This is a genomic window from Klebsiella sp. PK18, from assembly GCF_057784655.1.
This window is the reverse complement of the sequence record NZ_CM173493.1, coordinates 1,851,211-1,878,199: the sequence shown is the minus strand read 5'-3', so window position 1 is coordinate 1,878,199 and position 26,989 is coordinate 1,851,211. Positions and strand designations below refer to the sequence as shown.

24 protein-coding genes, 3 tRNA genes and 2 pseudogenes are annotated in these 26,989 nt (G+C 55.0%); 10 read left to right on the top strand and 19 right to left on the bottom strand.

From position 1 onward, the window contains the following. Positions 1–63: 63 nt before the first annotated feature. On the top strand, positions 64–1,797 hold the full coding sequence (gene argS, locus AC3EMD_RS09125) for an arginine--tRNA ligase (RefSeq protein ID WP_023297883.1): 1,734 nt from the start codon (positions 64–66) through the stop codon (positions 1,795–1,797). Positions 1,798–1,858: 61 nt separating this feature from the next. Here argS and bglB read toward each other — a convergent pair whose 3' ends face one another. Both bglB and AC3EMD_RS09115 read right to left on the bottom strand, forming a co-directional pair. Continuing rightward, positions 1,859–2,998: a beta-galactosidase BglB gene (bglB, locus tag AC3EMD_RS09120; protein WP_012967675.1), complete on the bottom strand. Its 1,140-nt coding sequence runs from the start codon at positions 2,996–2,998 to the stop codon at positions 1,859–1,861. Positions 2,999–3,002: 4 nt separating this feature from the next. Then, on the bottom strand, positions 3,003–4,586 hold the full coding sequence (locus tag AC3EMD_RS09115; RefSeq protein WP_012541243.1) for an MFS transporter: 1,584 nt from the start codon (positions 4,584–4,586) through the stop codon (positions 3,003–3,005). A gap of 347 nt (positions 4,587–4,933) precedes the next feature. Between AC3EMD_RS09115 and uspC the strand changes: the two genes are divergently transcribed. After that, positions 4,934–5,362, top strand: coding sequence for a universal stress protein UspC (uspC, locus tag AC3EMD_RS09110; protein WP_012541242.1), 429 nt, complete (start codon positions 4,934–4,936; stop codon positions 5,360–5,362). 23 nt (positions 5,363–5,385) lie between these two features. Here uspC and otsA read toward each other — a convergent pair whose 3' ends face one another. The 5 genes from otsA to AC3EMD_RS09085 all read right to left on the bottom strand — a co-directional run bounded on the left by otsA (position 5,386) and on the right by AC3EMD_RS09085 (position 11,285). Next, positions 5,386–6,810, bottom strand: coding sequence for an alpha,alpha-trehalose-phosphate synthase (gene otsA, locus AC3EMD_RS09105; protein ID WP_049156614.1), 1,425 nt, complete (start codon positions 6,808–6,810; stop codon positions 5,386–5,388). Further along, positions 6,785–7,573, bottom strand: coding sequence for a trehalose-phosphatase (otsB, locus tag AC3EMD_RS09100; RefSeq protein ID WP_046620986.1), 789 nt, complete (start codon positions 7,571–7,573; stop codon positions 6,785–6,787). The genes otsA and otsB overlap by 26 nt, the downstream gene beginning before the upstream one ends. Positions 7,574–7,734: 161 nt before the next feature. Next, entirely contained in the window at positions 7,735–8,715 is a 981-nt protein-coding gene (gene araH, locus AC3EMD_RS09095) for an L-arabinose ABC transporter permease AraH (RefSeq protein WP_004203438.1), read from the bottom strand. A 14-nt stretch (positions 8,716–8,729) separates the two neighbouring features. Further along, positions 8,730–10,244 carry an L-arabinose ABC transporter ATP-binding protein AraG gene (gene araG, locus AC3EMD_RS09090; protein WP_012967672.1) on the bottom strand — a complete coding sequence of 505 codons (1,515 nt, stop codon included), beginning with the start codon at positions 10,242–10,244 and terminating at the stop codon, positions 8,730–8,732. A gap of 60 nt (positions 10,245–10,304) precedes the next feature. Then, on the bottom strand, positions 10,305–11,285 hold the full coding sequence (locus AC3EMD_RS09085; RefSeq protein ID WP_002911518.1) for an arabinose ABC transporter substrate-binding protein: 981 nt from the start codon (positions 11,283–11,285) through the stop codon (positions 10,305–10,307). An 889-nt stretch (positions 11,286–12,174) separates the two neighbouring features. Here AC3EMD_RS09085 and AC3EMD_RS09080 point away from each other — a divergent pair. Then, on the top strand, positions 12,175–12,684 hold the full coding sequence (locus AC3EMD_RS09080; RefSeq protein ID WP_012541238.1) for a non-heme ferritin-like protein: 510 nt from the start codon (positions 12,175–12,177) through the stop codon (positions 12,682–12,684). A 64-nt stretch (positions 12,685–12,748) separates the two neighbouring features. Here the strand turns inward: AC3EMD_RS09080 and AC3EMD_RS09075 are convergent. Then, positions 12,749–12,913: pseudogene (locus AC3EMD_RS09075) on the bottom strand (succinate dehydrogenase). Between the two features lie 14 nt (positions 12,914–12,927). On the opposite strand from AC3EMD_RS09075, the gene AC3EMD_RS09070 reads away from it, so the two are divergent. After that, positions 12,928–14,490: an MFS transporter gene (locus AC3EMD_RS09070; protein WP_012967671.1), complete on the top strand. Its 1,563-nt coding sequence runs from the start codon at positions 12,928–12,930 to the stop codon at positions 14,488–14,490. 37 nt (positions 14,491–14,527) lie between these two features. Here the strand turns inward: AC3EMD_RS09070 and AC3EMD_RS09065 are convergent, their stop codons facing one another. Further along, entirely contained in the window at positions 14,528–14,779 is a 252-nt protein-coding gene (locus AC3EMD_RS09065) for a DUF2766 family protein (protein ID WP_002911524.1), read from the bottom strand. Positions 14,780–14,929: 150 nt separating this feature from the next. Here AC3EMD_RS09065 and AC3EMD_RS09060 point away from each other — a divergent pair, with 150 nt between their 5' ends. Next, positions 14,930–16,351 (top strand): MFS transporter, encoded by a 1,422-nt coding sequence (locus AC3EMD_RS09060; protein ID WP_131008075.1) that lies wholly within the window; start codon positions 14,930–14,932, stop codon positions 16,349–16,351. 36 nt (positions 16,352–16,387) lie between these two features. Here the strand turns inward: AC3EMD_RS09060 and AC3EMD_RS09055 are convergent, their stop codons facing one another. Beyond that, entirely contained in the window at positions 16,388–17,026 is a 639-nt protein-coding gene (locus tag AC3EMD_RS09055; RefSeq protein WP_012967669.1) for an RpiB/LacA/LacB family sugar-phosphate isomerase, read from the bottom strand. Positions 17,027–17,269: 243 nt separating this feature from the next. Between AC3EMD_RS09055 and AC3EMD_RS09050 the strand changes: the two are divergent. Further along, positions 17,270–17,380, top strand: a pseudogene (locus AC3EMD_RS09050) (hypothetical protein); the annotation flags it as partial. Between the two features lie 57 nt (positions 17,381–17,437). Next, the gene (gene ftnA / locus AC3EMD_RS09045) at positions 17,438–17,935 is read left to right on the top strand and encodes a non-heme ferritin (RefSeq protein ID WP_008804225.1); all 498 of its coding nucleotides are present in this window, start codon (positions 17,438–17,440) and stop codon (positions 17,933–17,935) included. A gap of 36 nt (positions 17,936–17,971) precedes the next feature. Here the strand turns inward: ftnA and AC3EMD_RS09040 are convergent, their stop codons facing one another. After that, a complete protein-coding gene (locus AC3EMD_RS09040; RefSeq protein ID WP_004200338.1) occupies positions 17,972–18,211 on the bottom strand; it encodes a YecH family metal-binding protein in 240 nt (79 codons plus the stop codon). A 190-nt stretch (positions 18,212–18,401) separates the two neighbouring features. Between AC3EMD_RS09040 and tyrP the strand changes: the two genes are divergently transcribed. Further along, entirely contained in the window at positions 18,402–19,613 is a 1,212-nt protein-coding gene (gene tyrP, locus AC3EMD_RS09035; protein ID WP_012541234.1) for a tyrosine transporter TyrP, read from the top strand. Positions 19,614–19,638: 25 nt separating this feature from the next. Here tyrP and AC3EMD_RS09030 read toward each other — a convergent pair whose 3' ends face one another. Together AC3EMD_RS09030 and AC3EMD_RS09025 are read right to left on the bottom strand one after the other, a co-directional pair. Further along, positions 19,639–20,307: a YecA/YgfB family protein gene (locus tag AC3EMD_RS09030; protein ID WP_211750791.1), complete on the bottom strand. Its 669-nt coding sequence runs from the start codon at positions 20,305–20,307 to the stop codon at positions 19,639–19,641. Between the two features lie 84 nt (positions 20,308–20,391). Continuing rightward, the gene (locus AC3EMD_RS09025) at positions 20,392–21,273 is read right to left on the bottom strand and encodes a dihydrodipicolinate synthase family protein (protein ID WP_117267981.1); all 882 of its coding nucleotides are present in this window, start codon (positions 21,271–21,273) and stop codon (positions 20,392–20,394) included. 329 nt (positions 21,274–21,602) lie between these two features. On the opposite strand from AC3EMD_RS09025, the gene AC3EMD_RS09020 reads away from it, so the two are divergent. Then, positions 21,603–22,493 (top strand): DUF1796 family putative cysteine peptidase, encoded by an 891-nt coding sequence (locus AC3EMD_RS09020; protein WP_048268577.1) that lies wholly within the window; start codon positions 21,603–21,605, stop codon positions 22,491–22,493. 264 nt (positions 22,494–22,757) lie between these two features. On the opposite strand, the gene AC3EMD_RS09015 is transcribed toward AC3EMD_RS09020, so the two are convergent. The 6 genes from AC3EMD_RS09015 to uvrY all read right to left on the bottom strand — a co-directional run bounded on the left by AC3EMD_RS09015 (position 22,758) and on the right by uvrY (position 26,289). Beyond that, a tRNA-Leu gene (locus AC3EMD_RS09015) sits at positions 22,758–22,844 on the bottom strand. Between the two features lie 13 nt (positions 22,845–22,857). After that, positions 22,858–22,931, bottom strand: a tRNA-Cys gene (locus AC3EMD_RS09010). Positions 22,932–22,971: 40 nt separating this feature from the next. Next, positions 22,972–23,047 (bottom strand) — tRNA-Gly (locus AC3EMD_RS09005). A gap of 150 nt (positions 23,048–23,197) precedes the next feature. After that, complete coding sequence (gene pgsA / locus AC3EMD_RS09000) at positions 23,198–23,746, bottom strand: CDP-diacylglycerol--glycerol-3-phosphate 3-phosphatidyltransferase (protein WP_008804219.1); 549 nt, start codon at positions 23,744–23,746, stop codon at positions 23,198–23,200. Positions 23,747–23,803: 57 nt separating this feature from the next. Next, positions 23,804–25,636 carry an excinuclease ABC subunit UvrC gene (gene uvrC, locus AC3EMD_RS08995; RefSeq protein WP_302074041.1) on the bottom strand — a complete coding sequence of 611 codons (1,833 nt, stop codon included), beginning with the start codon at positions 25,634–25,636 and terminating at the stop codon, positions 23,804–23,806. Continuing rightward, positions 25,633–26,289, bottom strand: coding sequence for a UvrY/SirA/GacA family response regulator transcription factor (uvrY, locus tag AC3EMD_RS08990; RefSeq protein ID WP_002911539.1), 657 nt, complete (start codon positions 26,287–26,289; stop codon positions 25,633–25,635). Before uvrY ends, uvrC begins: the two co-directional genes overlap by 4 nt. A gap of 461 nt (positions 26,290–26,750) precedes the next feature. On the opposite strand from uvrY, the gene AC3EMD_RS08985 reads away from it, so the two are divergent. Then, the gene (locus AC3EMD_RS08985) at positions 26,751–26,975 is read left to right on the top strand and encodes a DUF2594 family protein (RefSeq protein WP_004122104.1); all 225 of its coding nucleotides are present in this window, start codon (positions 26,751–26,753) and stop codon (positions 26,973–26,975) included. Positions 26,976–26,989: the final 14 nt, after the last annotated feature.

Genomic DNA, 26,989 nt, shown 5'->3' with positions numbered 1-26,989 from the left:
AATTTGTCCACATTATGGCGCTGCCTCCCTCGGGGGCAGGCGCATTACACGTAAGGTATTCCGGTGAATATTCAGGCTCTTCTCTCAGAAAAAGTCAGCCAGGCCCTGATCGCGGCAGGCGCGCCTGCCGATTGCGAACCTCAGGTCCGCCAGTCAGCAAAAGTTCAGTTCGGTGACTATCAGGCCAACGGCGTGATGGCTGTCGCCAAAAAACTGGGCATGGCGCCGCGACAACTTGCAGAGCAGGTACTGTCTCATCTTGACCTCAACGGCATTGCCAACAAGGTTGAAATCGCCGGGCCGGGCTTTATCAATATTTTCCTCGATCCTGCTTTTCTGGCGGACAACGTCAACCGCGCGCTGCAGTCTGAGCGCCTGGGCGTCACGAAACCGCAGGCGCAGACTATCGTCGTCGACTACTCGGCACCCAACGTAGCGAAAGAGATGCACGTTGGCCATCTGCGTTCGACCATCATTGGCGATGCTTCAGTCCGTACCCTGGAGTTCCTGGGTCATAAGGTGATCCGCGCCAACCACGTCGGCGACTGGGGCACCCAGTTCGGTATGCTGATCGCGTATCTGGAAAAACAGCAGCAGGAAAACGCCGGTGAGATGGCCCTGGCCGACCTCGAAGGTTTCTATCGCGAAGCGAAAAAGCACTACGATGAAGACGAAGCCTTTGCCGAGCGCGCACGTAGCTACGTGGTTAAACTGCAGGGCGGCGATCAGTACTTCCTGCAGATGTGGCGTAAGCTGGTCGACATCACCATGTCGCAAAACCAGATCACCTACGATCGCCTGAATGTGACGCTGACCCGCGATGACGTAATGGGTGAGAGCCTGTACAACCCGATGCTGCCGGGGATCGTCGCCGATCTGAAAGCCAAAGGGCTGGCCGTCGAGAGCGAAGGCGCCACCGTGGTGTTCCTTGATGAGTACAAAAACAAGGAAGGCGAACCGATGGGCGTCATCATCCAGAAAAAAGATGGCGGCTACCTTTACACCACCACCGATATCGCCTGCGCGAAGTATCGCTATGAAACGCTGCACGCCGACCGCGTGCTCTATTACATCGATTCTCGTCAGCACCAGCACCTGATGCAGGCGTGGACCATCGTGCGTAAAGCAGGCTACGTGCCGGACTCTGTGCCGCTGGAGCACCATATGTTCGGTATGATGCTGGGGAAAGACGGCAAGCCGTTTAAAACCCGCGCCGGCGGTACCGTGAAGCTGGCCGATCTGCTGGACGAAGCGCTGGAGCGCGCCCGTCGCCTGGTAGCGGAGAAGAACCCGGACATGTCGGCTGACGAGCTGGAAAATCTGGCGAAAGTGGTCGGTATCGGCGCGGTGAAATATGCCGATCTGTCGAAAAACCGCACCACCGATTACGTTTTTGACTGGGATAATATGCTGGCGTTCGAAGGCAACACCGCGCCGTATATGCAGTATGCCTATACCCGCGTGCTCTCCGTGTTCCGCAAAGCCGGCATCGACGAAAACGCGATGATCGATGCGCCGGTGGTCATCGCCGAAGATCGCGAAGCCCAGCTGGCCGCGCGCCTGCTGCAGTTTGAAGAGACCCTCTCCGTGGTCGCTCGCGAAGGGACGCCGCACGTGATGTGCGCCTACCTGTACGATCTGGCGGGGCTATTCTCCGGCTTCTACGAGCATTGCCCGATCCTCAGCGCGGAAAGCGAAGAGACCCGCAACAGCCGCCTGAAGCTGGCGCTGTTGACGGCGAAAACCCTCAAGCTGGGTCTCGATACCCTGGGTATCGAAACCGTAGAGCGTATGTAACAAACAACCCGGCGAAAGCCGGGTTAGTTTTATTCAGCGCCCCGTCAGCGGGGCCCCCTGCTCAGAAATACTTGCGCAGATACTCCGTCAGACAAAGGATCGCCATCGCCTGGCCATAGGGCATCGAGGTAAGCGGGATCTGGCGATAAAAATCAAGGTCTGCCCCCATTCCGGTGCCAAACGAGGTCTGCAGCAGCTCCCCCTGCGGCGAAATATTCTGCACAATCCCGCGAATCGCTTTTTCAGCCACCCCGGCATAGTGCTGCCCGACGTAACGCTTGCGCACCGCTTTGAGAATGCCGTAGGCAAAGCCGGCGGTCGCGGAGGCCTCAAGATAAGAGTGCGGATCGTCCAGCAGGGTATGCCACAGGCCGCTGTCGTCCTGGCATTTTGCTAAGGCGGCAATCTGTGCGTCGAGTACCGTCATCAGATAACGCCGTACCGCGTTCCCCTCGGGGAGATCCACCAGCTCCAGAAAATCCGGGATCACCATGGTGAGCCAGCTGTTGCCCCGCGCCCAGCGCGCCCGGGCAAAGTTGTGCCGTCCCTCATAGTTCCAGCCGTGAAACCACAGCCCGGTCTCCCGGTCCATCAGGTTCTGCACATGGAGCAGGAACTGGTAGGTCGCCTCCTCCACATACTGTGGGCGGTGAAGCAGCTTGCCAATTTTGGCTAACGGCAACACGGTCATCATCAGCGTGTCATCCCACATTTGCTGATGGTTCTCCTCCGCCAGGGTCATGTGCTGCATGCCGCCCTGTTCGGTGCGCGGCATCTCGTACATCGCCCACTCCGCCCAGCTCTCCAGCCACGGCAGATACGCCATCCGGCCAGTCTCTTCAAAGCGGTATGCCAGGGTCAGGAACGGGGCCATCGTATTGACGTTTTTGGTCGTTGCCCCCTCGGCGAAGCGGTCGGCAAACCAGCGGTCGATGATATCGCGCATCTCGATATCGCCGGTTTGCTGATAATACTGATAGATGCCGTACAGCCCAACGCCGTGGGTCCACTCCCAGCCGGCCCAGCCTTTGGTATCGATCACGCGCCCGTCATCGAGGCGCAGTAAAAATTGCCCGCTCTCATCCTTAATGTTCACCAGGTTTTGCGTCACGTTGCGGATCAGTGCCTGCAGTTCGCTGCGGGCGATAAAACGCTCAGGCTGACACAGTAATGGGCTATGTTTGACTGGCCAAACTTTCATGTTGTTAACCTCGGGTGTATGTCGAATTCAAAGCGCCGCCCTGGGTGAGCCCCGGGGCAGCAGGTTTATGACGATTCAGATAGCCAATATTGTTATTGCCCCACAGGCAGTCGTAAGGCATCCCCGCCAGCATCTCGACCACCGCGCGGTGTTCTGCAATGGTCTGTTCCGGCTGGGCACAGCCGAGATCGCGCATTCTGAGGGTTTCACTGCGCAGGATGCTGTGGGTGTGCAGGTTGAGCTTGAAGCGTAGCGAGACGAGGAAGCCGCAGGCTAACACCACCAGGGTGCCGACGCTGAGGATCAGTAAAATGGTATGGCTCACGCCTGGCGGTTGTATTTTTTGCCCGGAGACAAACCCTGACAGCTGCATGATGATACCCACCAGCATGACCGCCCCCGCCTGCGAGGCTTTGCGGGTCAGCGTCATGATGCCGGCAAAAATTCCTTCGCGGCGCTGGCCGGTGATCGCCTCGTCGACGTCGGCAATATAGGTGTAGGTATTCCACGGTACGTAGTTAATCCCGCCGCGTCCCAGACCGGCGACAGCAGAGATGAGCAGCAGTAAGGAATAGACGTCGCTCAGTCCGGCGTAATAGAGCAGCGCATACGAGAGCGAGCTCAGGCCAAACAGGACCACCACCATGCGGTAGGACGGCGCGGGGCCAAAGCGAATGCACAACGGGATCATGGCGATCACCGCAATAAACTGGAAGATGGCCATCGTCCCGAGCAGATTCGAGGCGACAGAGGCTTCCTGCATCAGGACAAAAACCACGTAATAGGTAAACACGGCATTGAAGACGTCCTGGGCGATATAGCCCCCCAGATACATGCCGAGGTGCTGGCGGAAAATTTTTATCCGCAGCGTGGAGCTTAGCTCAATCACCAGGCGATTGAGGCTCTGAGCGAGGGTTAAGTTTTGTTTTTCCGCTTCCGCCCGCAGCGCCGCCTCTGACCACGCCTCACGCGGCCGTTCCCACGTGAAGCACCAGACGAAGGTCAGCATCACCGCGCACAGGACCGAGAACACCAGACTGGCATAAAAGAATGAGCTGGCATTGTCTTTCCCGAGCCAGGTGAGGAGGATCCCCGGCAGAAAGGAGGCTAAAATCGCCGACATTTGCGCCATCGAGATGCGCGCGCCAGAAAATTTGGTTTTCTGTTTAAAGTCATCAGTCATCTCTGGCACCAACGTTTCGTAGGGCACCAGAATCATGGTGTAAACCATATCAAACAGCAGATAGGTGACGAGGTAGTACCAGAAGCCCATCTCGCCGACCCACATCGCTGAATAGCTGAATACGCACGGAATACCGAGCAGAATAAAGAATTTTCTGCGGCCGAAGCGCTTTCCGAGCCAGGTGGTGCCGAAGTTATCGGTGAGAAAGCCCATCAGCGGGCTCACCACCGCATCCAGCACGCGGGCAGCAGCAAAAATAAGCGTGGCCTCAATCGGGGTCAGTCCGCAGAAGGTCGTGTAAAAGTAGAGTAGCCATGCGGCAGTTAGCGCTGTCGTGCCGGCGCCGAGAAAATCGCCCGCGCCGTAGGCCAGGTAGTTAGCCAGTCCAATTTTTCGTGTTTTCATCGCCGTGATCCTGTGTCTTTTATTAAAAGAACGCCGACAATCGTTCCGGATTTGCCACCGGAAGGGAGTGGGTACCTGGCTACACTAAAAGCAGTGAAACGACGTTACCTTTGTGTTTTTGCCACGGAACAACTGCCGGTGGCAAAATGACAAAGAGACGATGTCTCTACTTCACTCATTTATAAAACAGCATTTCTTTTAAATAAAAAGGCAGGTTCATTTATGTGATCTTGTGAGGAAAACACGGACTGGCGAAGAGCGTCGCAAATCACGGGAGCAACCCTTGCGCCGCTGGGGAAACAGGAGTAAAGAAAGAAGGGTTATTCCGCGTATCTCAAGGAGGCCAGATGCCTTATTCACATCTGCTGGTTGCCGTCGCGCCAACGCCGGAAAGTCAGATATTAATTAAAAAAGCGGTGTCAATTGCCCGCCCCGTTAACGCGAAAGTGAGCTTTATTACCTTCGCCACGGATCCGGAAATGTATAACCAGTTCGCCGCACCGATGATGGAAAATCTGCGTGAGCTGATGCAGGAAGAAACGCGGGAGTTTCTCAATGAGCTGGCACGTCAGGCGGACTACCCGATAGAAAAAATGACCATCGCCTGCGGCGAACTGGGTCACCATGTCAAAGACTTTTGCCTGTCGCACAAGGTTGATCTGGTGATCTGCGGCAATCACAACCACTCGCTTTTCTCGCGCGCCACCTGCTCGGCGAAAAATATCGTCGGCAGTAGCGGCGTCGATGTTCTGCTGGTTTCCCTTGAAAAGGGCTAACGCCGGTTAGCCCTTTTCCTGAACTAGGCCAGTTTAGGGAAGGTGGCTATCTTCCCCCGCAGACGGCTCTCCTCGCTGCGCGGCGAAATATGCTGCAGATCGTCGACAAAACGCGCCTGCCAGTTATGAATATCATTCTCTCTGATCACGTCCAGCATCGCGGAATGACGGGCGATACGTTCCGCCAGCGGCATGCTGAGAGCACGATCCAGCGCGGTGGCAACCTCATCGCGATCGTAAGGGTTGACGATCAGCGCGCTGGTCAGCTCCTGCGCCGCCCCGGCAAACTGCGACAGCACCAGCACCCCGGGGTTATCCGGATCCTGCGCCGCGACGTATTCTTTCGCCACCAGGTTCATGCCATCACGCAGCGGCGTCACCAGCCCGACGTCAGAGTAGCGGAAGACCTTCATCAGCAGCTTACGGTCAAAATGCTGGTTCAGGTAGTAGAGCGGGGTCCAGCCAAGCTGGCCAAACTGGCCATTGATGCGTCCGGCTGCAGTTTCCAGCTGGTGACGAATATCCTGATAGGCCTGTACATCGCCACGGGAAGTGGGCGCGATCTGGGTATAACGGATCTTGCCATGATGTTGAGGGTACTTCTCAAGCAGCGTCTCATAGGCGAGGAATCGCTCCGGCAACCCTTTCGAGTAGTCAAGCCGCTCCACGGAGAAGATATTCTTCACATTTTTCAGCTCATTCTTCAGCTGAGCCAGCTTCGGCGGCAGCGGGCCTTTGGCGTTGCGCGTAATTTCGTCCGGATCGATCCCAATCGGATAAACCTCGGTACTGAACGCCTTACCCCATGCCTGATAGCGTTTGTCCCCGAGATCGGAGAGCCGGGTCTGCATGGCAATGCTGTCAAGAAAGGCGGTTCTGTCGCTTTCGGTCTGGAAGCCCAGCAGATCGTAATCGCACAGTTGCTCCAGCAGCTCGGCATGCGGCGGTAGCGCGTTAAAAATCTCCGGCGTCGGGAATGGAATATGCAAAAAGAAGCCGATCCGGTTGTTCACTCCGCGCTTACGCAGTTCACTGGCGAACGGCAGCAGATGGTAATCATGGATCCACAGCGTATCGTCTGGCTCGATCAGCGGCTGAAGCTTGTCCGCCAGCATCGCGTTGACCCGCAGATATCCCTCCCAGGCTTCGCGCTGGAAGCTGACCAGGTCAAGACGATAGTGGAAGGCCGGCCACAGCACGGCGTTGGAAAACTGGTTGTAATATTCATCATGGTCCCGTTCATTCAGGTTGAACGACGCCCAGGAGATATTTCCGCGGGAGACCTGCTTCAGCGGCTGCTGGTCATCGCCAATTTCGCCGCTCCAGCCAAACCACAGACCCCCCGCCGCTTTCAGTGCCCCCAGGATGCCGACGGCCAGACCGCCAGCGCTCGATTTTTTATCGTCCGGTAAGGCGATACGGTTAGAGACTACGACTAAACGACTCATGGTCATCCCTCCTTTCGGTTTGCGCGTCATACGCCAAATGTTGCAACCACGTCCTTACAGCGGCGGCATCCGCCAACCGCCAGTGCGCCTGAGTTTCCCCGGCGCCGACTTTTACCGACATTCCCTGCAGTTGATTAACCACGCTAAATCCCGCCTCATCGGTCAAATCATCGCCGACAAAAACCGGTTCGCGGCCGGCAAACGGCGCCTCCTGCATGAAGGCGCTGATCGCCTCCCCTTTGTTCACTCCGCGGGGTTTAATCTCCACCACGCATTTACCCAGCTGCAATGCCAGCAGCGGGTAGCGCTGAACGATGCGCTGAGCCAGCTCCAGTACTGCGCTCTGCTGCTGCGGAGCCTGGCGGTAGTGCAGCGCGAAGGCCATCTCTTTATTCTCCAGCTCGCAGCCGGGGAGCCCCTGCAGCGCCGAGGTCAGCTCAGTCGCGATTTCATCGCGCAGCGCCGACGGCAGAGAAACGATATAGGTTTTACCATTGATATCACGGCGTTCTGCCCCGTGAACGCCGGCCAGCGGTAGCCGCCAGGGATGGGTTAGCGCGTCAAGTTCAGCCATTGAGCGCCCTGAAATCAATGCCACCGCCCCACCCTGCTGCTGGGCCAGCGCGTTGAGCGCCTGCAGCGTGTTGTCGGGTATCACCACCTGATCGGGGTGCGGTTGGATATCGGCAAGAGTACCGTCGAGGTCAAAGAAAAAAGCGTAGTTTCCGGTTAGCGCAGGCGGTACAGATATCTGGTTATCCACCCTGTTTCCTCCTTATCATGGCCAGCCGAAGCTGGTTGTTAATTATATGTTAGCCATGTAAGTATAGACAGTGTGACCAACCTCGCCATTTTTGATAGTTACCGCCAGCGAAACGGGCGCTGGCGGTAATTACTCTGTAGACTTAAAAGTTATGCCTGAAATCAGGCCGCGCGTTTGGCTTTTTGTTTGTAGCGGTCAAAAATCACCGCCGCCAGCAGGATCACACCGCGCACGACGTATTGTGAGAAAGGCGAGATGTTCAGCAGGTTCATCGCGTTCTCCACGGTCCCGAGGATCAGGATCCCGGCGACCACGTAGGAGATCTTGCCGATCCCGCCCTTCAGCGATACCCCGCCCAGCACGCAGGCTGAAATAACAATCAGCTCATAGCCAATCGAGGTCATCGGCTGGCCGCTGGTCATCCGCGACGCCAGAATGATCCCCGCGGCGGCCGATACCAGACCGGAGAGCACAAAGATAATAATCTTGGTGCGCACCACCGGGACCCCGGCCAGACGCGCCGCCTCTTCATTGCCGCCAATAGCCAGCGTATTACGGCCAAAGGTGGTTTTGTTTAGTAATAATCCGAAAACCACCAGGCAGGCGACCGTCAGCCAGATTGGCGCCGGCAGACCAAACCAGTTGGCGTAGCCGAGAGTGAAGAAGCGCTCATCTTCGATCCCCACCGCTTTCCCGTCGGAGATAATGTAGGCCAGGCCCCGGACGATTTGCATCGTCGCGAGGGTGGTGATCAGGGCGTTAATCTTCAGGCGCGCAATGACAAAGCCGTTGACCAGACCACTGACCGCGCCCAGCAGCAGGCCGGCGGCAATCCCCAGCCACAGGCTTTCGCTCAGGTTAATCACCACTGCGGTAGTGACCCCGGCACAGGCGATAACCGACGCCACCGACAGGTCAAAATCGCCGGAGGCCAGGCAGAAGAGCATGCCGCAGGCCACCATTCCGGACATCGAGATCGCCAGCCCCAGCCCCTTCATATTGACGAATGAGGCAAAGTTGGGCACAAAAATTACGCAGCCGATAAACAGCACAGCAAACACCACCAGCATGCCAAACTGATCCCAAATTCGGGCAAAGCTAAAGGCAGAGCGGGTAGCGCCAGACGTAGTCACAGATGACATCATTTACTCCTTACTCAGGCGACAGCCTGACTCACTTTTGGCATCGCAAGGCTTAACGCCTGCTGTTCATTGGCTTCTTCATGCAGCAGTTCGCCGGCGATTTGCCCTTCGCGCATCACCACGATGCGGTCGGCGACGCCCAGCACTTCCGGCAGGTCGCTGGAGGCAAACACCACGGCAACACCTGAGGCGGCGAGGCCATATATCACGTTGTAAATTTCATGTTTGGCGCCGACGTCGATGCCGCGGGTGGGCTCATCGAGCAGGATCACCTTCATCTCTTCCGACAGCCAGCGGCCAAGGATTGCTTTCTGCTGGTTGCCGCCCGACAGGTTCATGATCAGCTGTTCCGGGCCCGGTGTTTTAATGTTCAGCGACTGGATATGCTGATCGGCATTGTCTGCCTCCCAGGCGTTGTTGATCAGGCAGCCAGCGTGAATATGCTTGCGCCGGGCGCTGATATTGATATTGTCGCGTACGGAGTGAACCGGAATAATCCCCTCCGCTTTGCGATCTTCCGGGCACAGCATCATCCCGGCCTGAATGGCCTGGGCCGGTTTACGAATGTCGACGGGCTGGCCATCGATATACACCTGACCGCCGGTGATCCGGGTGCCGCCAAATAAGCCTTTCATCAGTTCGCTGCGCCCGGCGCCCACCAGCCCGAACAGGCCGACGATTTCGCCACTGCGTACCGAGAGGCTGACCGGCGTACGCACGCCCGGTGCTTTGACCTCCTCCAGACGCAGCCGCTCTTCGCCATAGGGGCGAGGTTTCCAGCCGTATATATCGCCCAGATTGCGCCCCACCATCGCCTGAACCAGCGCGTCATGACTGACGCTCGGCATATCGTCAAAAGTGCAGACATAGCGGCCATCCTTAAAGACGGTGATGGCATCGCTGAGGGCAAAAATTTCTTCCATCCGGTGCGAAACATAGATGATGACTCGCCCCTCCTCCCGCAGTTCGCGGATAACGCGAAACAGATTGTCTATCTCGCGGGCGGAGAGCGAACTGGTCGGTTCATCGAAAGCGATGATCTTGGCATTGCGCGCCAGCGCTTTGGCAATCTCCACCATCTGCCACTGGCCTATAGAGAGATACTTCAGCGGCGTCTCCGGATCGATATCCAGCCCCAGATGTTCCAGCTGCAGGCGGGCCTCATAGTTGAGCAACGATCGGTTGACGATACCGCCTCTGTGCGGTAGCTGGCCAAGATAGATATTTTCGGCGACGGTCATCTCCGGGATCAGATGCAGCTCCTGGTAGATAATCGCCACGCCGGCGTTCAGCGCCTCCATGGTATTGCTGAACGCCATCTGCTGGCCGCCGATCTGCAGGTGGCCAGCGGTCGGAATATAGTTGCCGCTGAGAATTTTCAGCAGCGTCGATTTGCCTGCGCCATTTTCACCCATCAGCGCGTGGATCTGTCCGGGGTAGCAGTCAAAACTGATATCGGACAAAGCCTTTACGCCAGGGAACGTCATGGTGATGCCGCGAAATGAGAGATAAGGGGTAGACTGTTGCATAACGACTCCGCTCTTCAGCACTCAGCCCCCGCCGCGGCGGGGGCCAGTTCAACCAGGCTGTTACAGCCCTTTTTTCGCCAGCTCTTCTTTGAAGTTATCGCGGGTAATCAGCACCACATCGGTCACCGCCGTGAACTTCGGCGGCTCAACGCCCTTAGTGACCCAGTTGTAGAGCATTTCGCTGGTTTTATAGCCATGAATATCCGGGCTTGGCAGCAGGGAACCATAGAAGCCGGTCGGTTGCGCCTTCGACAGTTCGTTGACCGCATCCACACCGTTGATGCCGATGCCAATCACATCCGGTGCTTTAAAGCCCTGGCCTTCAGTGGCACGCACGCCGCCGAGCACGGTGTTGTCGTTCATCCCCACGATCAGCCAGTGTTTCACCTGCGGGTGCTGGACCAGCATGGAGTTACCGGCGTCAAACGCCCCCGGGATATCGTTAGATTTTGTCGGCACGCGGTAGATTTGCGCGTCCGGGAAGCCGGCTGCCTTCAGGGCATCGATGGAGCCGGTGGTGCGACGACGGGCGGTGTCCAGCTCATCGGCGGTGATAGCCATCACCGCGGTGTCTTTAACATCCCAGCCGCGTTTTTGCATCTCTTTATAGAGTTCCTGCCCCTGGCGGGCGCCGATTTCGCTGGCCGCCATCATCACCAGCGGTACGCTCTCCATCGGTTTGCCTTTCGCATTGACGAACTGGTCATCGACGGTAATGACCTTCATGTCATAGCCGCGCGCTTTGGCGACAATCGCCGACCCGAGCTTGGGATCGGGGGTACAGATGACAAAGCCCTTCGCGCCGCTGGCTGCCAGGCTGTCGATTGCGTTGAGGGTTTTCTCACCATCCGGAACCGCAATTTTAATGACGTCAAACCCTAAATCTTTTCCTGCTTTATCAGCAAATTTCCACTCAGTCTGGAACCATGGCTCTTCCGGCTGCTTCACCAGAAAACCCAGTTTCAAATTTTCCGCCATAGCTGATTGTGACATAACCGCAGCAAGACCAATGGCCGCCAGCGCTTTAGTAAATTTGTGCATGGTAAACTCCAGCTTTAATTCGCTTTCATGTAGGGAAAAATCGGAATTAACAATTTTATCGGCATCAAAACAAGGCATTAGAAAAATCGCATACCCCACTGCCGTTGTTAGAGTAGTAATACCCGGAAATTATTTCTCCATACGAGAGCATTATCACATCGCGGAATTACAGTAATTGCGTGCATACATTTAGCAAAAAATGACATAAAAAATGACACAATTGTCATACAATTTTACCGGGCTATAGCAGGATCATCTATACCACCAGCAGACTTATCCTTGTGATGTCAGAGGATGTTTAACAGAGGGTTACAGCGCTGTTATCCCCGGCGATTGCCGGCCTCGTAAAGGGCGTTCGCCTCTGTGCCTCCTCAGTGACAACAGCCCCGTATCGCCGGGCGACCGGGACCGCTTAATATCGCGAAAAAACGGATCTTTTCCGTAATTAATACCGAATTGAAAAAATATTCCGCTTCAAATAAAAGCCTGCAACAAAAAATAAAAATAATGATCATTAGCCAGAAACATTACGCTTGAAATAACTTATTCCGCTCTGTTCTACGACAAATTTCGTAGTCAAATACCTATAACTTATCACTAACGCGATGCCAGCAAGCCCCGGCCAACGGCGCATGATTTCAGTCCAGATACCCTCTAAAAATAATGGTGTAACAAAACGTAAATTACCGCGATTGAGAGTTTTCTTAATTCCGTTGAGCGAGTATTCTTAAATCGTCGGCAAATGGAAAAAATACCCGACTCATACGGAATGTGTAGAGTTTTATTATTCTGCAACAGTGCCGCGTGTCACTATTTTATCTTGTGGTTATCCGCAGGATCTGTCGACACGCATCAGTAACCCCTTCCCGGTTAATAAGGATATTTTTTTATGGCAGTTCCAGGAATGGCACAAAAGCTAAACACCCAGATGAATCTTGAGTTTCACGCCTCTAACGTTTACCTGAACTTAAGCGAGTGGTGTGCCCGGCATCGCTTCGACGGCGCCGCGACATTTTTGCGCACCCGCGCGCAAAGCAGCATTACCCTCACCATGCGCGTATTTGACTATCTGAAAAAAGCCGGCAGCTGGCCGATAGTGAATCCCGACCGCGCCTGTAATCCCGAATGCACCTCGCTGGAAGATCTGTTTACCCAAACCCTGAACGATTACCAACAGCGAAGCAGTATGCTGAGCGGTCTTGCCGAAGAAGCCAGGGCACAAAGCGACGACAACACCTGGCGATTTCTGACGCTGCTGGCGGAAGAGCAGCAACAGGATGGTCTGCTGTTGCAAAGCGTGCTTGAGGAAATCCGCAATGCCGATAAAGCTGGTCTCGGAATGGAGCAGACCGATCGGCGTCTGATGGCATTGGTCGGAGAACCACGGAAGCCGCATTAGTCAGCCATTTTTGCTCTGTCAGGGGGAGCGTGCCCACGCTGCCCCGTCTCTCGCTTTAAATCAGTTATGTCAATTTTTCCACCTCATTTATTCCCCAATAGAATAAAAAAGTTTTAACGCGATCGCATTCCCTCGTCACCGTTACCCCTTCTCAGGGATTAGTGAGCGCGGTCACTTTTTATCAAGCCACAAAGAAATATAAAAACAGTGTTTCAAAAATATAAAACACGAGGTTTATTTTTTATGGCTAGATACACGGCTTCAGCCCCTGAAGGGCTGCAGGGAAGACCGATCTTGTTACGCCATCAGTTAGCTTACGGCGGTGGTAATCTGTTGGGGAGTGGCGCGCTGGCGATAAGCGGCGCCTGGCTGCTCTATTTTTATACGACTTTTTGCGGCCTGACGCTGATCGAGGCCTCATTTATCTTCTCCGTCGCCAGCATCATCGATGCTATCAGCAACCCGCTGATGGGCTATCTCACCGATAACTTTGGCAAAACGCGCTTAGGCAAGCGCTTTGGCCGCCGGCGTTTCTTTCTGCTGATCGGCATCCCCTTGATGATGTTCTACCCGCTGCTGTGGGTGGAAGGCCTGAGTTTCTGGTACTACCTCTGCACCTATGTGGTGTTTGAGATCATCTACACCTCTATCATGGTGCCTTATGAAACGCTGGCGACAGAGATGACCGATGATTTCTCGCTGCGCTCAAAACTGACCGGCTATAAAGCCATTTTCGGCAAGCTAGCCAACTTCCTTGCGGCGTTTATTCCCGGACAGTTCATTCTGCTGTATGGCAAAGATTCTGCCACCCCTTTCTTCCTCACCGGTCTGACCTACGGCGTTATCCTCATCGTCGCGATTTCCTGCCTGTGGCTTTGCAGCTGGGAACGAAAGCGCGAGGAAGAGATAGAAACCAGCGCCAGGAAAGGGCTGCTGAGCACCCTGCTGTCGCTGGCAAAAGACATGCGTTCCACCTTTTATCTGCGCGTATTCCGCAAACATCTTGGTATGTACCTGTGCGGGTTTGGCGCTGAATGGCTGTTTGCCTCCATCTTTACCTATTTCGTGATATTCGTTCTTCAGCACGACCCGGCGATGGTCGCCGGACTGAATAGCCTGAACTCGATTCTGCAGCTGATCTCTACGGCGCTGTTTATCGGCCTGTGCGTGAAAAAAGGCTTCAGTAAACCCTATATTCTGGCGCTGGGGATCGTGATTTTCGCGGTCCTGCTGTATACCTCGCTGTGGTTCTTCCATCTGCCGTCAGGCCTGGCGACGGTGCTGATGTTCGGCATTACCGTGCTGTTCGGCCTGGGTACCGGCGGGGTTTACTACATTCCCTGGACCGTTTACACCTTCCTGGCCGATGTCGATGAGATCTACACCGGACGCCGTCGGGAAGGGATCTATGCCGGCGCCATGACCTTCTCAGGGAAAATTCTGCGCTCGATTGTGGTGTTCTCGATGGGGGCGATCCTGAGCTTCTACGGTTTCCAGTCAAAAGCGCACAGCCAACCGGAAAGCGCGGTGACCGCTATCGCGGTGGTATTCTGCGTCGGGGTGATCGCGTTAGCGTTGGCCGCCATCGTCTTCAGCAAGCAGATGAAGCTGGATCGTAAAGCTCATCTGGTGGTGCTGCAGGAAGTCGCGCGGATCAAAGCGGGCGGAAAAATCAGCGATATCGCGCCGGATGTACGAGTTATCGTGGAGGATCTGGTCGGTCATCGCTACGAAGAGTGTTGGGGCAACAGCAAGTTGTTCAAAGATGCTGCCCCTGCGCCTGCGCAGACCGTCGTTTCCCATTAAAGAAGAAGGCCCCGCCGGTAAACGGCGAGGCCTGTTATTAATGCGTCTCTTCCTGCGGGGTAAACTTCAGCTCAATCAATGCGATCGCTTTTTGCACCGCGCGAAGGGTCACCGGATCGGCAGAGGCCGGATGGCTGGCGAAGTCGATAGCTTTCAACTGAGTAGTCATTTTTTCACGCACTTCCACGGGCGCAATGACGTCAATGACATCGAGGATCTGTTTGATAACCAGCTGGCAAGCAACCACATCGGAAACCAGCTCATCGTGTTCGGTAAGATGTTGAGACATTAATTACTCCTTTTTTCAGGAGCGTAATAGTACCCTAAATTTTCACAGATAAAAAAACCTGCCGTCGCAGGTTTTTTTATCTACCCTACTGGCTGGCGGAACTTCTCCTGCCGCTTTGCTCAGGCTCACATTCTTGATGGCAGTGACAACATGAATACCGCGATCTCTTCCAGAGACGAACGTGCTTTTTCAGCGCCTGCGCTGCTGGTGGCCGGTGCTTTTTTTATGGAGTTTCTCGACGGGACGGTGATCGCCACCGCGCTGCCCGATATGGCGAAAGATTTTGGCGTCACCGCGGTCGAGCTGAATATCGGCATCAGCGCCTATCTGATCACCCTAGCGGTACTGATCCCGGCCAGCGGTTGGATCGCCGATCGCTTCGGCGCCCGCGCTATTTTTACCCTCGCCCTGGCGATCTTTACCCTTGCCTCGGTCTTCTGCGGCCTCTCCACCGAGGTGCATACTTTTGTCGCCATGCGTATCCTGCAGGGGATCGGAGGCGCGCTGATGGTCCCTGTCGGTCGCCTGGCGGTACTGCGAACCACGCCGAAACATCTGCTGATCAAAGCCATCGCTACCCTCACCTGGCCGGCGCTGGTGGCCCCCATTATCGGCCCGCCTTTGGGCGGCTTTATCACCCGCTACGCCAGCTGGCACTGGATCTTCTTTATCAATGTCCCGCTGGGCCTCGCAGCCATCATCCTTGCGCTGCGCATTATCCCTGATATTCGCGAAACGGAACGGCGCTCCTTCGATCTCACCGGCTTTATCACCACCGCAGTCGCGATGGTCAGTCTGGTCACCGCGATGGAACGGCTCGGCGATCACCAGCCGCAGATCTGGCCGACGCTGGCTCTCGCCGTGCTTGGCTTCGGCTGTCTGACATATGCTATACGCCACTTCCGCCGGGCGACGGCGCCCATGGTTCGTCTCGACGCCCTGCAGGTGCCAACGTTCCGGGTGACGATGTATGGCGGCTCGCTGTTCCGCTCCTCCATCAGCGCGGTCCCCTTTCTGCTGCCGCTGCTGTTTCAGGTAGGGTTCGGCATGGATCCCTTCCACTCCGGCCTGCTGGTGCTGGCGGTGTTTGTCGGCAATTTGACCATCAAACCCGCCACCACGCCGCTGATCCGCTGGCTGGGCTTTCGCCGACTGCTGTTGATCAACGGTGCACTGAACGTCTGTTCACTGCTGGCCTGTGCGCTGCTCACGCCGCAGACGCCGGTCTGGGCCATCATGTTAATCCTTTATCTCGGCGGGGTATTTCGCTCGATCCAGTTTACGGGCGTAAGCACGCTGGCCTTTGCCGATGTCCCCGCCGCGCAGATGAGTGATGCCAATACGCTGTTCAGTACCGCGTCGCAGCTGGCGGTGGGGCTGGGGATCACGCTCGGGGCGATTGGCATTCGCCTGGGCGAGCAGGTCGGCGACTGGCTGCACCTTTCCACGCTACCGGGGATCAGCTTTCGTCTGTCGTTTGTCTTTATCGCGGTGATCTGTCTGGTAGGGATGATCGACAGCCTGCATCTGGCCAAAACGGCCGGCAGCAGCGTGTCGGAGAAGAAGAAATAATGATGGAAGGGCCAGCGGCGCTGGCCCTGATGACGGTTAACCGACGATCTGGCGAACGAAGGCTTCGATGGCTTTATCCTGACAGTTTTCGAAGAAGCACTGCTGGAAGCGTGGGCCGGATACCGCGGTTTTCACCAGCTCCGGATCGATGGCGCGCAGGGTGTCGAGATAGTTTTCTTTTACCACTGCCGCTTTAACCTGGTTGAGGATCCCGGCATTTCGTACCTGCGGCTCTTTGCGCTCCGGCGGATAGCCTTCGCCGTTGCGGCCGGTAAACGCTTTTTCAAAGATAAAGCGTACATTCAGCTCCGCGCCCCAGCCGAAACCTTTGGCAAACGGCAGCGACAGCGCATTACCATTGTTGATCTGAGCAAATAGGAACGCGTCCGCCGGATCGATACAGTAGCCGCAGACCACGCCCGGGTGAATATTCAGCGACATCAGCGCCCCCTGACCGGTACCGCAGCCGGTGACCACGAAGTCGACCGCTTTCGAATTCAGCAGGATGCTGGCCATGATCCCGAGGTGAATGTAGGTCAGATGATGATCGTGCTCATCGCTCATGCCGACGTTGAACACCGGGAATCCTTTTTCGTCAGCAACGGCGCTAAGCTCCTTAAGGATGATGGCGTTTTTGTTCGCCTGGCTGTTCTCCATCATCAGTGCAATCTTCATGGTTTACTCTCCTGAATGCTGTGCGGGCCTGCCCGCAGAATGTCATTGGCGTTGACTGCACTCTACTACCTGGAAAACAAACTTTCAAATTTTATGAAAAGTTGTTTTAAAAATTACGCAGCGCTTCACACTTTCGCCCTCTCCGCCAGTCCAGTCGCCAGGTCCCCGCCCCCAGGCATGCCCCCCTCACCTCGCGCGCTCTACCTCGCAGCCCGTTGGCCGGTCATACCATTTTCCACCACAATTAATAATAAATTAAAACCATTCTCATTTATTATTAAATTGCCAATGCGTGTTATTCCCATTAGCATTTTAAATAAAACATTTTTAAATTTACTTTTTGCAAATAATTAAATAACAAATTATAGTGGCAGCCGATAACATCTATTTTTTAATTCCAGGAGCGCGACAATGCTGAAAACGGAAATGATCGACAAACTGAATGAACAGATGAATCTTGAACTTTATTCTTCTCTTCTTTATCAGCAGATGAGCGCCTGGTGCAGTTACCACAGTTTTGAAGGGGCTGCGGCCTTCCTGCGTCGCCATGCCCAGGAAGAGATGACCCATATGCAGCGCCTGTTCGACTACCTGACCGACACCGGTAGCCTGCCGCGCATCAACGCGATCGCCTCCCCGTTTGCCGAATATGCCTCACTGGACGAGCTGTTCCGCCAGACCTATGAGCACGAGCAGCTGATCACGCAAAAAATTAATGAACTGGCGCACGCCGCCATGACCAGTCAGGATTACCCGACCTTTAATTTCCTGCAGTGGTATGTCGCTGAACAGCACGAAGAAGAGAAATTATTTAAATCGGTGATTGATAAACTGACCCTCGTTGGAAAAAGTGGCGAAGGCCTGTACTTTATCGATAAAGAACTGGCGACCCTCGACACACAGAATTAATCTTCCGCGCCGCGACACCCCCGTGTCGCGGCCATTTTAATGCCGGCAAATCTTATTTTCTGCGGTAGTAAAACCTTCCTCTCTGGCAATAAATTTGCCTTTTTTCTCTAAAAACGCCACCAGCTCTGCGGCGCTTAGATTCTCTGCTGAACAGGTGTGAAACCGCGCCTCTTCGCCAAAGCGGCGGCGAATGGCGGCCTCCAGCGAGGCGACCGTCCAGGACTCACCCGAGGCGAGCATCATCTGTAAAACTTCATGACCATGAATAGAAGACATAACCCCTCCTGAAAACCACCAGCTTAGGCCAGCCATGCCATCGGCGCCTTGCGCCAGCGCAGGCTTTCGCCCCCTTAAATGCGTAAAGATAAAATTACAGAACTTGTAACCCTCATTTGACGAACGCTGTAATATCCCCTACTCTGCGCGGCATAATTTATTGTTATTAGCTGTAGGGATAGCGAAAAGCGTGAAAAACCGCACTCTGGGCAGTATTTTAATCGTAGCTGGCACCACTATCGGTGCAGGAATGTTGGCGATGCCCTTGGCCGCCGCCGGCGTCGGGTTTGCCGTCACGCTGGGTTTACTTTTCACCTTGTGGGCGTTGATGTGCTATACCGCCCTGTTGCTGCTGGAAGTCTACCAGCACGTGCCTGCCGACATGGGGCTTGGTTCCCTGGCCGCACGCTATCTGGGCCGTTACGGGCAGTGGGTAACCGGGTTCTGCATGCTGTTTCTGCTGTATGCCCTTACGGCGGCCTATATCAGTGGCGCCGGTGAATTGCTCGCCTCCAGCCTCAACCAGTGGCTGGACTGGCAGCTGCCGCCGGCGGCCGGCGTACTGTTATTTACGGCGCTGGGCGGGGCGGTGGTGTGCATCGGTACCTCGCTGGTCGACTTATTCAATCGCTTCCTGTTCAGCGCCAAAATCATCTTTCTGGTGATTATGCTGGCGCTACTGATGCCGCATATTCATCAGGTCAATCTGTTGACGCTGCCGGTTGAGCAAGGCCTGGCCCTGTCCGCCATTCCGGTGATCTTTACCTCCTTTGGTTTTCACGGCAGTGTGCCGAGCATCGTCAGCTATCTTGGCGGCGATATCCGTAAACTGCGCCGGGTATTTATTATCGGCAGCTTTATTCCGCTGGTGGCTTATATTTTCTGGCAGCTGGCGACGCTGGGGAGTATCAACCCTCCCGCTTTTACCGCGCTGCTGGCCAAAAACGCCGGTCTGAACGGTCTGCTGGAGGCGATCCGCGAAGTGGTGGCGTCGCCGCACGTGGAGCTGGCCGTGCACCTGTTTGCCGACCTCGCGCTGGCGACCTCATTCCTCGGCGTCTCGCTCGGCTTGTTTGATTACCTGGCCGATGTGTTTCAACGCAAAAACAGCGTCAGCGGACGTCTGCAGAGCGGCGCGATCACCTTCCTGCCGCCGGTGGCGTTCGCCCTGTTCTATCCCCGCGGTTTTGTTATGGCCCTGGGCTACGCCGGGGTGGCACTCGCCGTGCTGGCCCTGATGTTGCCTGCCCTGCTGGCAATGAAGAGCCGCCGACAACATCCGCAGGCTGCCTGGCGGGTGGTCGGCGGCGCGCCGGCGCTGTGGCTGGTTCTGCTGTGCGGGATCGGTATTGTGGCGATTCAGTTCAGTATCGTCGCCGGACTGCTGCCTGCGGTGGGATAAAAAAGGGGCCGGCTGGCCCCTGGTTTTATTTTGCTAAGCAGCACTGCTTATACTTTTTTCCGCTCCCGCACGGGCAGGGATCGTTGCGTCCGACCTTCGCCTCATTTCTGACCGGCTGCGGAACCACCACCGCCTGCGGATTCGCCATCCAGTACTGGTAAAGCGCCAGCGCCGCCGGCGTGATACGCTCGATGCTGTCGATAAACTCATCCGCCGTCAGATTATCCAGCGCGGTAAACTGCACTTCGCTGCCGTGGAGCGCGATAGCGTCCAGCGCCGGCTGAAGTTCAGCGGGCAGCGTCGACCAGTCGCTCAGCGCTACGCCGCGCAGGTAGCCAAAGCACCACTCTTCGACGATCGTCAGCTCCTGACCTTCCGCTTCGCGGGTGCCAAACAGCGGTTCGAACTGATCGGGATAGGACTCCAGGCGTTCAGCGATGTCGCTCATATGCTGCAGCGTCAGATCGACAAAGCGATCGCGCTCGCGGTCGTTGGCCCAGCGCGGCACATTATCCGCCCCGCCCCAGATCGCCACCAGCCACTGAGCTGGTTCGATATCGGTCGGCGCAGAGAGAATAGCCGTCAGCAGGCCATCCAGTTCAGACACATCCAGAATAGCGCCTTCGGTGGCGTATTTCGCCAGCGTCTCGTCCAGCCATTCCAGTTCGTTTTCGTTTAAAGGTCCGGTATTCATTCACAGGCTCGCATGGTAAAAATCGGGCCTACAGTAGCCGAATTGCCGACAGAAAGCCACCAGGCGCTGCACGGCCCATGCCCATCAGGCCAGGCCGTGCAGCGCCGCCGCCACATCGCGAATGGCCTCCTCCCCTAACGGCAGCAAGGGGCGGGGAAGGCAGTCAGGGTCGCACAGCCCCAGAATGGCCGCCGCGCTGGCGATTACCCGCAGGCTGCCGCCATAGCGGTCAAAGCATCGCCAGAGCGGGGCCAGTTGCGCATTCAGCGCCGCAACTCGTGCCGCGTCGCCAGAACGAATCGCCCTTACCAGCGCCCCTGAAAGCTGGGGAAAGAGCCCGCCGCAAACCGAGTACCAGACTTGGCAACCGGCCTGCAATCCCGCCGTCGCCAGGGCATCGCCGCTGGCGCCAAGCGTAACGCGGGCAGGAAGATGACGGCGTAGCGTTGCCACCCGCTCACGCGCCTGCGGCTCAGGCAAGCCGGGAATTTTAATCGAGGCGATGGCCGGCAAGGCGGCGATGCGCCCCTGCAGCTCATCCGCCAGCGTGACGTGAGTGGTGCGGGGATTGTCATACAGGCAAACCGGAACCGAGACGTGCCGACAGACCTCTTCGTAGAAGGCAAAGATCTCCTCCGCAGAAAGCGGCTGATAGGACATCATTGGCAGTAATAACGCATCCGCCCCGGCCTGCTGGGCATCCTCCACCAGGCGCAGCACCTCGCTGGTAGCGATCGCGCCGACGCCAACCATCATCGGGATCGACCCAACATGCGCTTTCGCCACCTGCACCACCCGCTTGCGCTGCTCACGACTCAGATACGCGTAGCTGCCGGTCGAGCCTAAGATGCCCAGAGAGTCGACTCCGGTATCGGTAAGACGAGAGAGAATACGGATAAACGCCTTTTCATCAAGATGCTGCTGATGCAGCGGCGTCAACGGAAATGCGCAAAGCCCTGTGAACATGATGCCTCCGGCAGGCTGGGATAAAAGTCCGGTTGATAGTAGCAAGGAGAGATCGTTTTGTCCTGGGACAAATGAACGATCGCCGCTGAGCGTGATGTATTCATCCGCCTGCGTGCGATGCTCTCCTCCGGGATATTTTCCCTGTCAGTTCAGGTATCAGGATCCGTAGATTCTTGCGAGCGTCTTCAATAACCGCTTCCTCTGTAGCCGCCCGTATTTCCTCGATTGCCAATATCCTGTCTATTTGACATAATCCCACACGATTTGTATGCCTACCTGTTTTAGCAGCAATAAAATAAAGAAAGACTACAGCTTCAATTGGATAAAAAATGAGATATGACATTAAAGAAAAATACCTAAAAATACATCTAATAAAAACAACCTATAAAACGCTACTCGGTCGACCGGCAGATAGCGATGGTCTGAAAAACTACCTCAACGCCATTGCTAATAAGTCACTTGCAGAATCAGCAGAACTTCTTAACTCATCGCTGATGCATAGTGACGAGTTTATTGCTTTCACGAAATCCAGAATGTCATCTGATAAATTCAGTTACACACCACAAGCGTTAACAGAGAGAGCTCCTGATGATTCAATGCACGTCAAACATATTGTCTCCCTGGGCAGCCATTGTTTAACTTCATGGACATTGAAAAAATTCAACCTGAAAAAGATATCACTGCCTTTTGACTGGCTATTTTCCTGTCCAGCGATGATTATCGACTGCCTGAGGGATGATTTTACCTCATTTTTAGATAAAAATGAGTACAGCTCATTACGTCGCCAGTCGCGAGAACCCGGAGCACACCACAATAAATACAAAGAAAAATATCGTCTGAATGATATATTCACGCATCGCGACCCAAACACCCCTGCTGATTATGAGTATTACGTCCGAGCGGTTAAAAGATTCAGAAACATATTAAAAAGCAAAGAAGGGAAGCTTTTTGTGATTTGCTGTAGAGAGGAAATAGATATAGCAAAGCAACTCCCTGAATTAGTCACTGAACTTTCTCACCACACGACTAATTTCTATCTGTTGGCTTTTGCCTTGCAGAAACCCGCCTATCTTCAACTGGAGCGTATATCTTCGGGTGAAAATTATTCACTATATAGTTTGACACCTGAGTCTGAAGAAAGATTTACCGGAAAATTCTCCTCGCTTACAGATGAGATGGTAATTATATCTAAAGTCCTTTCGTTCAACCTCGAACTCTAGAGACGGTTTCACCTCCGGCCTCTGGCACGCAGAGTATCGATTTGCCTCCCCCTGCCGGTTTGGGGGAGCGAAATAATCCCAACGACATTATTCCACGAGGCGCGACGGTTTAGCCGGGTGCGGTTATCCTGGGGGAAGAGCAAGGTGGACAAGAAAACTAGTATGAAGTGATATTATGAAATGGGTGGTTTTGAAACAAAAAAACCACCCGTAGGTGGTTTCACGACACTGCTTATTGCTTTGATTATTCTGCTTTTATCCCAATGGTACCCGGAGTGGGACTTGAACCCACACAGCGCGAACGCCGAGGGATTTTAAATCCCTTGTGTCTACCGATTCCACCATCCGGGCTCGGGATAGAAAGTGGAGGCGCGTTCCGGAGTCGAACCGGACTAGACGGATTTGCAATCCGCTACATAACCGCTTTGCTAACGCGCCTTTAATACTGAAGCACCCGCTACTGCCGATGCTGTTAATCTGGAGCGGGAAACGAGACTCGAACTCGCGACCCCGACCTTGGCAAGGTCGTGCTCTACCAACTGAGCTATTCCCGCATTATCAAGTTATTTGCTAATCACTTGATTTTGTTATCGTCTGGAAGACTGTGCCGCCGTTCGATGCGTTGCATTCTACTTATCTCTCGCGGTGAGTCAACGGTATTTTTCGCAACTTTGCATCGTTTGCTGAAAATAACGGCGAAACGATCACTGATCAAGCAAATCGCCGCGCGCCGCGTTCAGATACTGCAGCATCGACCACAGCGTCAGCACCGCCGCCACGAGGAAAAGCGCGATCCCGGCCCACTCTACCCACGGATAAGGACGCCACAGCATCCATACCAGGGCGGCCATCTGTGCGGTCGTTTTAACTTTGCCAATCCACGAGACCGCCACGCTGCTGCGTTTCCCCAGCTCAGCCATCCATTCGCGCAGTGCCGAAATAATTATTTCACGCGCGATCATGGTCGCCGCCGGCAGCGTGACCCACCAGGTGTGATAGTGCTCGGCAACCAGCACCATGGCGATAGCCACCATGACTTTATCCGCCACCGGGTCCAGGAAGGCGCCAAACCGGGTGCTCTGATTCCAGCGACGAGCCAGAAAACCATCAAACCAGTCGGTCACGGCGGCGACAAAGAAAATTAACGCGCAGGCAAACGGCGCCCAGCTAAAGGGGAGATAAAACGCCAGCACAAAGAACGGGATCAGGATGACGCGAAACAGAGTAAGCAACGTAGGGATATTAAATTGCATAGTGACGGGTAACTATCTGTTGTAAGTAAAAATTAGCCCTATGTTGCTACAGAGCCCCTAATGTTTCAACGAGTAGAAGATCTTTTCTGCCAGACCGTGAGAGATGCCCGGTACGTTAGCAATTTCCTCGACGCTGGCCTGCTGCAGTCCCTGCAGCCCACCCATATACTTCAGCAGCATCTGGCGACGCTTCGGCCCCACTCCCTCGATAGTCTCAAGCGAGCTGGTGCTCTTCACTTTCGCCCGTTTTTTACGATGTCCGGAAATTGCATGATCGTGCGATTCATCGCGGATGTGCTGGATTACGTGCAGAGCGGGCGAATCCGGCGGCAGGCTAAACCCCTCGCCTTCCGGTTCAAAGAATAACGTTTCCAGGCCGGCTTTACGATCGCTGCCTTTCGCCACGCCCAGCAGCAGCGGATGATGTTTATCCCAGGGAACATCCAGTTCGGCAAACACCGCTTTCGCCTGCGCCAGCTGCCCCTTTCCGCCATCTATCAGGATCACATCCGGAATTTTATTTTCATCAATCGCTTTACCATAGCGACGGCGCAGGACCTGATTCATCGCCGCGTAGTCATCGCCCGGGGTGATGCCGGTGATATTATAGCGCCGGTACTCCGCACGCAGCGGACCATTGCTGTCAAACACCACGCAGGACGCCACGGTCTGCTCGCCCATGGTGTGGCTGATATCAAAGCACTCCATCCGCTTCACGGCCGGCAGTTCCAGCACGGTGGCCAGCGCCTGCAGGCGCTGATGAATGGTCGACTGCTGAGCCAATTTCGTGGTTAACGCCGTCGCGGCGTTGGTGCGCGCCAGCTTAAGGTAACGCGCTCTGTCGCCGCGCGGTTTAGTCTGCACATTGATTCGACGTCCCGCCAGCTCCGACAGCGACTCGGCCAGCAGCGTCTTATCTCCAAGGCTGAAGTCGAGCAAAATCTCCCCCGGCAGGGTACGCATCTGGCTACCCTGCAGGTAGAACTGACCGACAAAGGTCTCCACGACCTCTCCCAGCTCAGTGCCGCCCGGCACTTTCGGGAAGTAGCTCCGGCTGCCCAGCACTTTGCCCTGGCGGATAAACAGCACATGGACGCAGGCCATTCCGGCCTCAAAGGCGACGCCGATAACGTCAAGATCGTCGCCGGTATTAGAAACAAACTGTTTCTCCGTCACCCGGCGGACCGCCTGAATCTGGTCGCGAATGCGCGCGGCCTCTTCAAACTCCAGACTTTGGCTCGCTTTCTCCATTCTGGCGATGAGCTGGGTCAGGACCTGATCGTCCTTGCCGGCAAGGAACAGCCGTACATACTCAACCTGCTGAGCATACTCTTCTTCGCTGACCAGCCCCGCCACGCACGGCCCCAGACAGCGGCCAATCTGATACTGCAGGCAGGGACGCGAGCGGTTGCGATAGACGCTATTTTCGCACTGGCGAACAGGAAAAATTTTCTGCAGCAGCGCCAGGGTCTCCCGCACGGCATAGCCGTTGGGGAAAGGACCAAAGTACTCGCCTTTCGCATGTTTGGCGCCGCGATGCATCGCCAGACGTGGATGAGTATCACCGCTGAGGAAAATAAAAGGATAAGACTTATCATCGCGCAACAGCACGTTGTAACGCGGCTGGTACAGCTTGATATAGTTGTGCTCCAGCAGCAGCGCTTCCGTCTCGGTGTGAGTGACTGTCACGTCAATCTGCGCAATCAGCGCCACCAGCGCTTCGGTTTTACGCGACGCGAGATTGCTGCGGAAATAGCTGCTGAGCCGCTTTTTCAGATCTTTGGCTTTGCCAACATAGATGACGGTCCCGCCAGCATCATACATCCGATACACACCGGGCTGGCTGGTCACAGTTTTCAGGAAAGCTTTTGCGTCAAAAACATCACTCACTGGCTTGCTAACGACTCCGCATTACACAGGCCATGGCGAATTGCCAGGTGGGTCAGCTCCACATCGCCATGAATGTTTAATTTGCTGAACATTCGGTAGCGATAGCTGTTAACCGTTTTGGGACTCAGATTGAGCTGCTCTGAGATCTCATTCACCTTCTGACCTTTGGTGATCATCAGCATAATCTGCAATTCGCGTTCAGACAAACTGGCAAACGGCGATTCCGTTTTTTCCGGTTCAATCTGACTTAGCGCCATTTGCTGAGCAATATCGGAGGCAATGTAACGTTGTCCGGACGCCACGCAGCGGATCGCATTCACCACTTCCTGCGGTGCAGCACCCTTGCTAAGATAGCCCGCCGCCCCCGCCTGCATGACCTTGGCAGGTAGAGGATTCTCGGTATGCACGGTGAGCATGATCACTTTCGTGCCCGCCACGGAGCGCGCGATTTTGCGCGTGGCTTCAAGACCACCGATCCCGGGCATGTTCATGTCCATCAGGACGACATCTGCGGAATTAGCCCGGCACCACTTCACGGCGTCCTCGCCGCAACAGGCTTCGCCAGCGACTTTAATCCCTTTTATATCTTCCAGAATGCGTCGTATCCCTGCGCGCACCAGTTCGTGGTCATCAACAAGAAGAACGTTGATCAAAGGAATAATCTCCAGAATGAGGGATAACGCTACTGATACTTTATCTCCCACATATTACCGGGTTTTATTGCTAATTTAAAAGGCAAAAAAATGCCCTCACCTCGATTTGCCGCTCATTTATGGCAATGTCTGTGCACACATAGTGGAAAGTCATTGAGAACAGTCAGTTGCCGTCGTCTTATTTTTTAACAATCCTCATACAGAAAGCACAAAAAACACAACAGATTACGTAGCGCATAAATACGCAGCAAAATATGTAACAAATATTAACGTGCTAAATAGATGGAATAAATTAATGGCGGCCTGGCGGCTATTACGTATTATCCGAAGCACTGAATCATTCACAGCTCAGATGAGAGAACAGAAATTAAGCACTCCTTTTTTTCCCGTCGCTTGTGGTATACTGCGCGGCCTTCACATTGGGTAAGGCGCATTAGCGCAGCGAGTAAACGAGGATATCGATGAGCACACCAGATTTTTCCACTGCAGAAAATAATCAAGAACTGGCGCAGGAAGTCTCCTGCCTGAAAGCGATGATAACGCTGATGCTGCAGGCGATGGGCCAGGCGGATGCGGGTCGCGTGATTATTAAAATGGAAAAGCAGATCGCGCAGATGGAAGATGAGGCTCAGGCTGCCGTATTCTCCAGCACCGTTAAGCAAATTAAACAAGCTTACCGTCAGTAATCCTGTACCGGCTG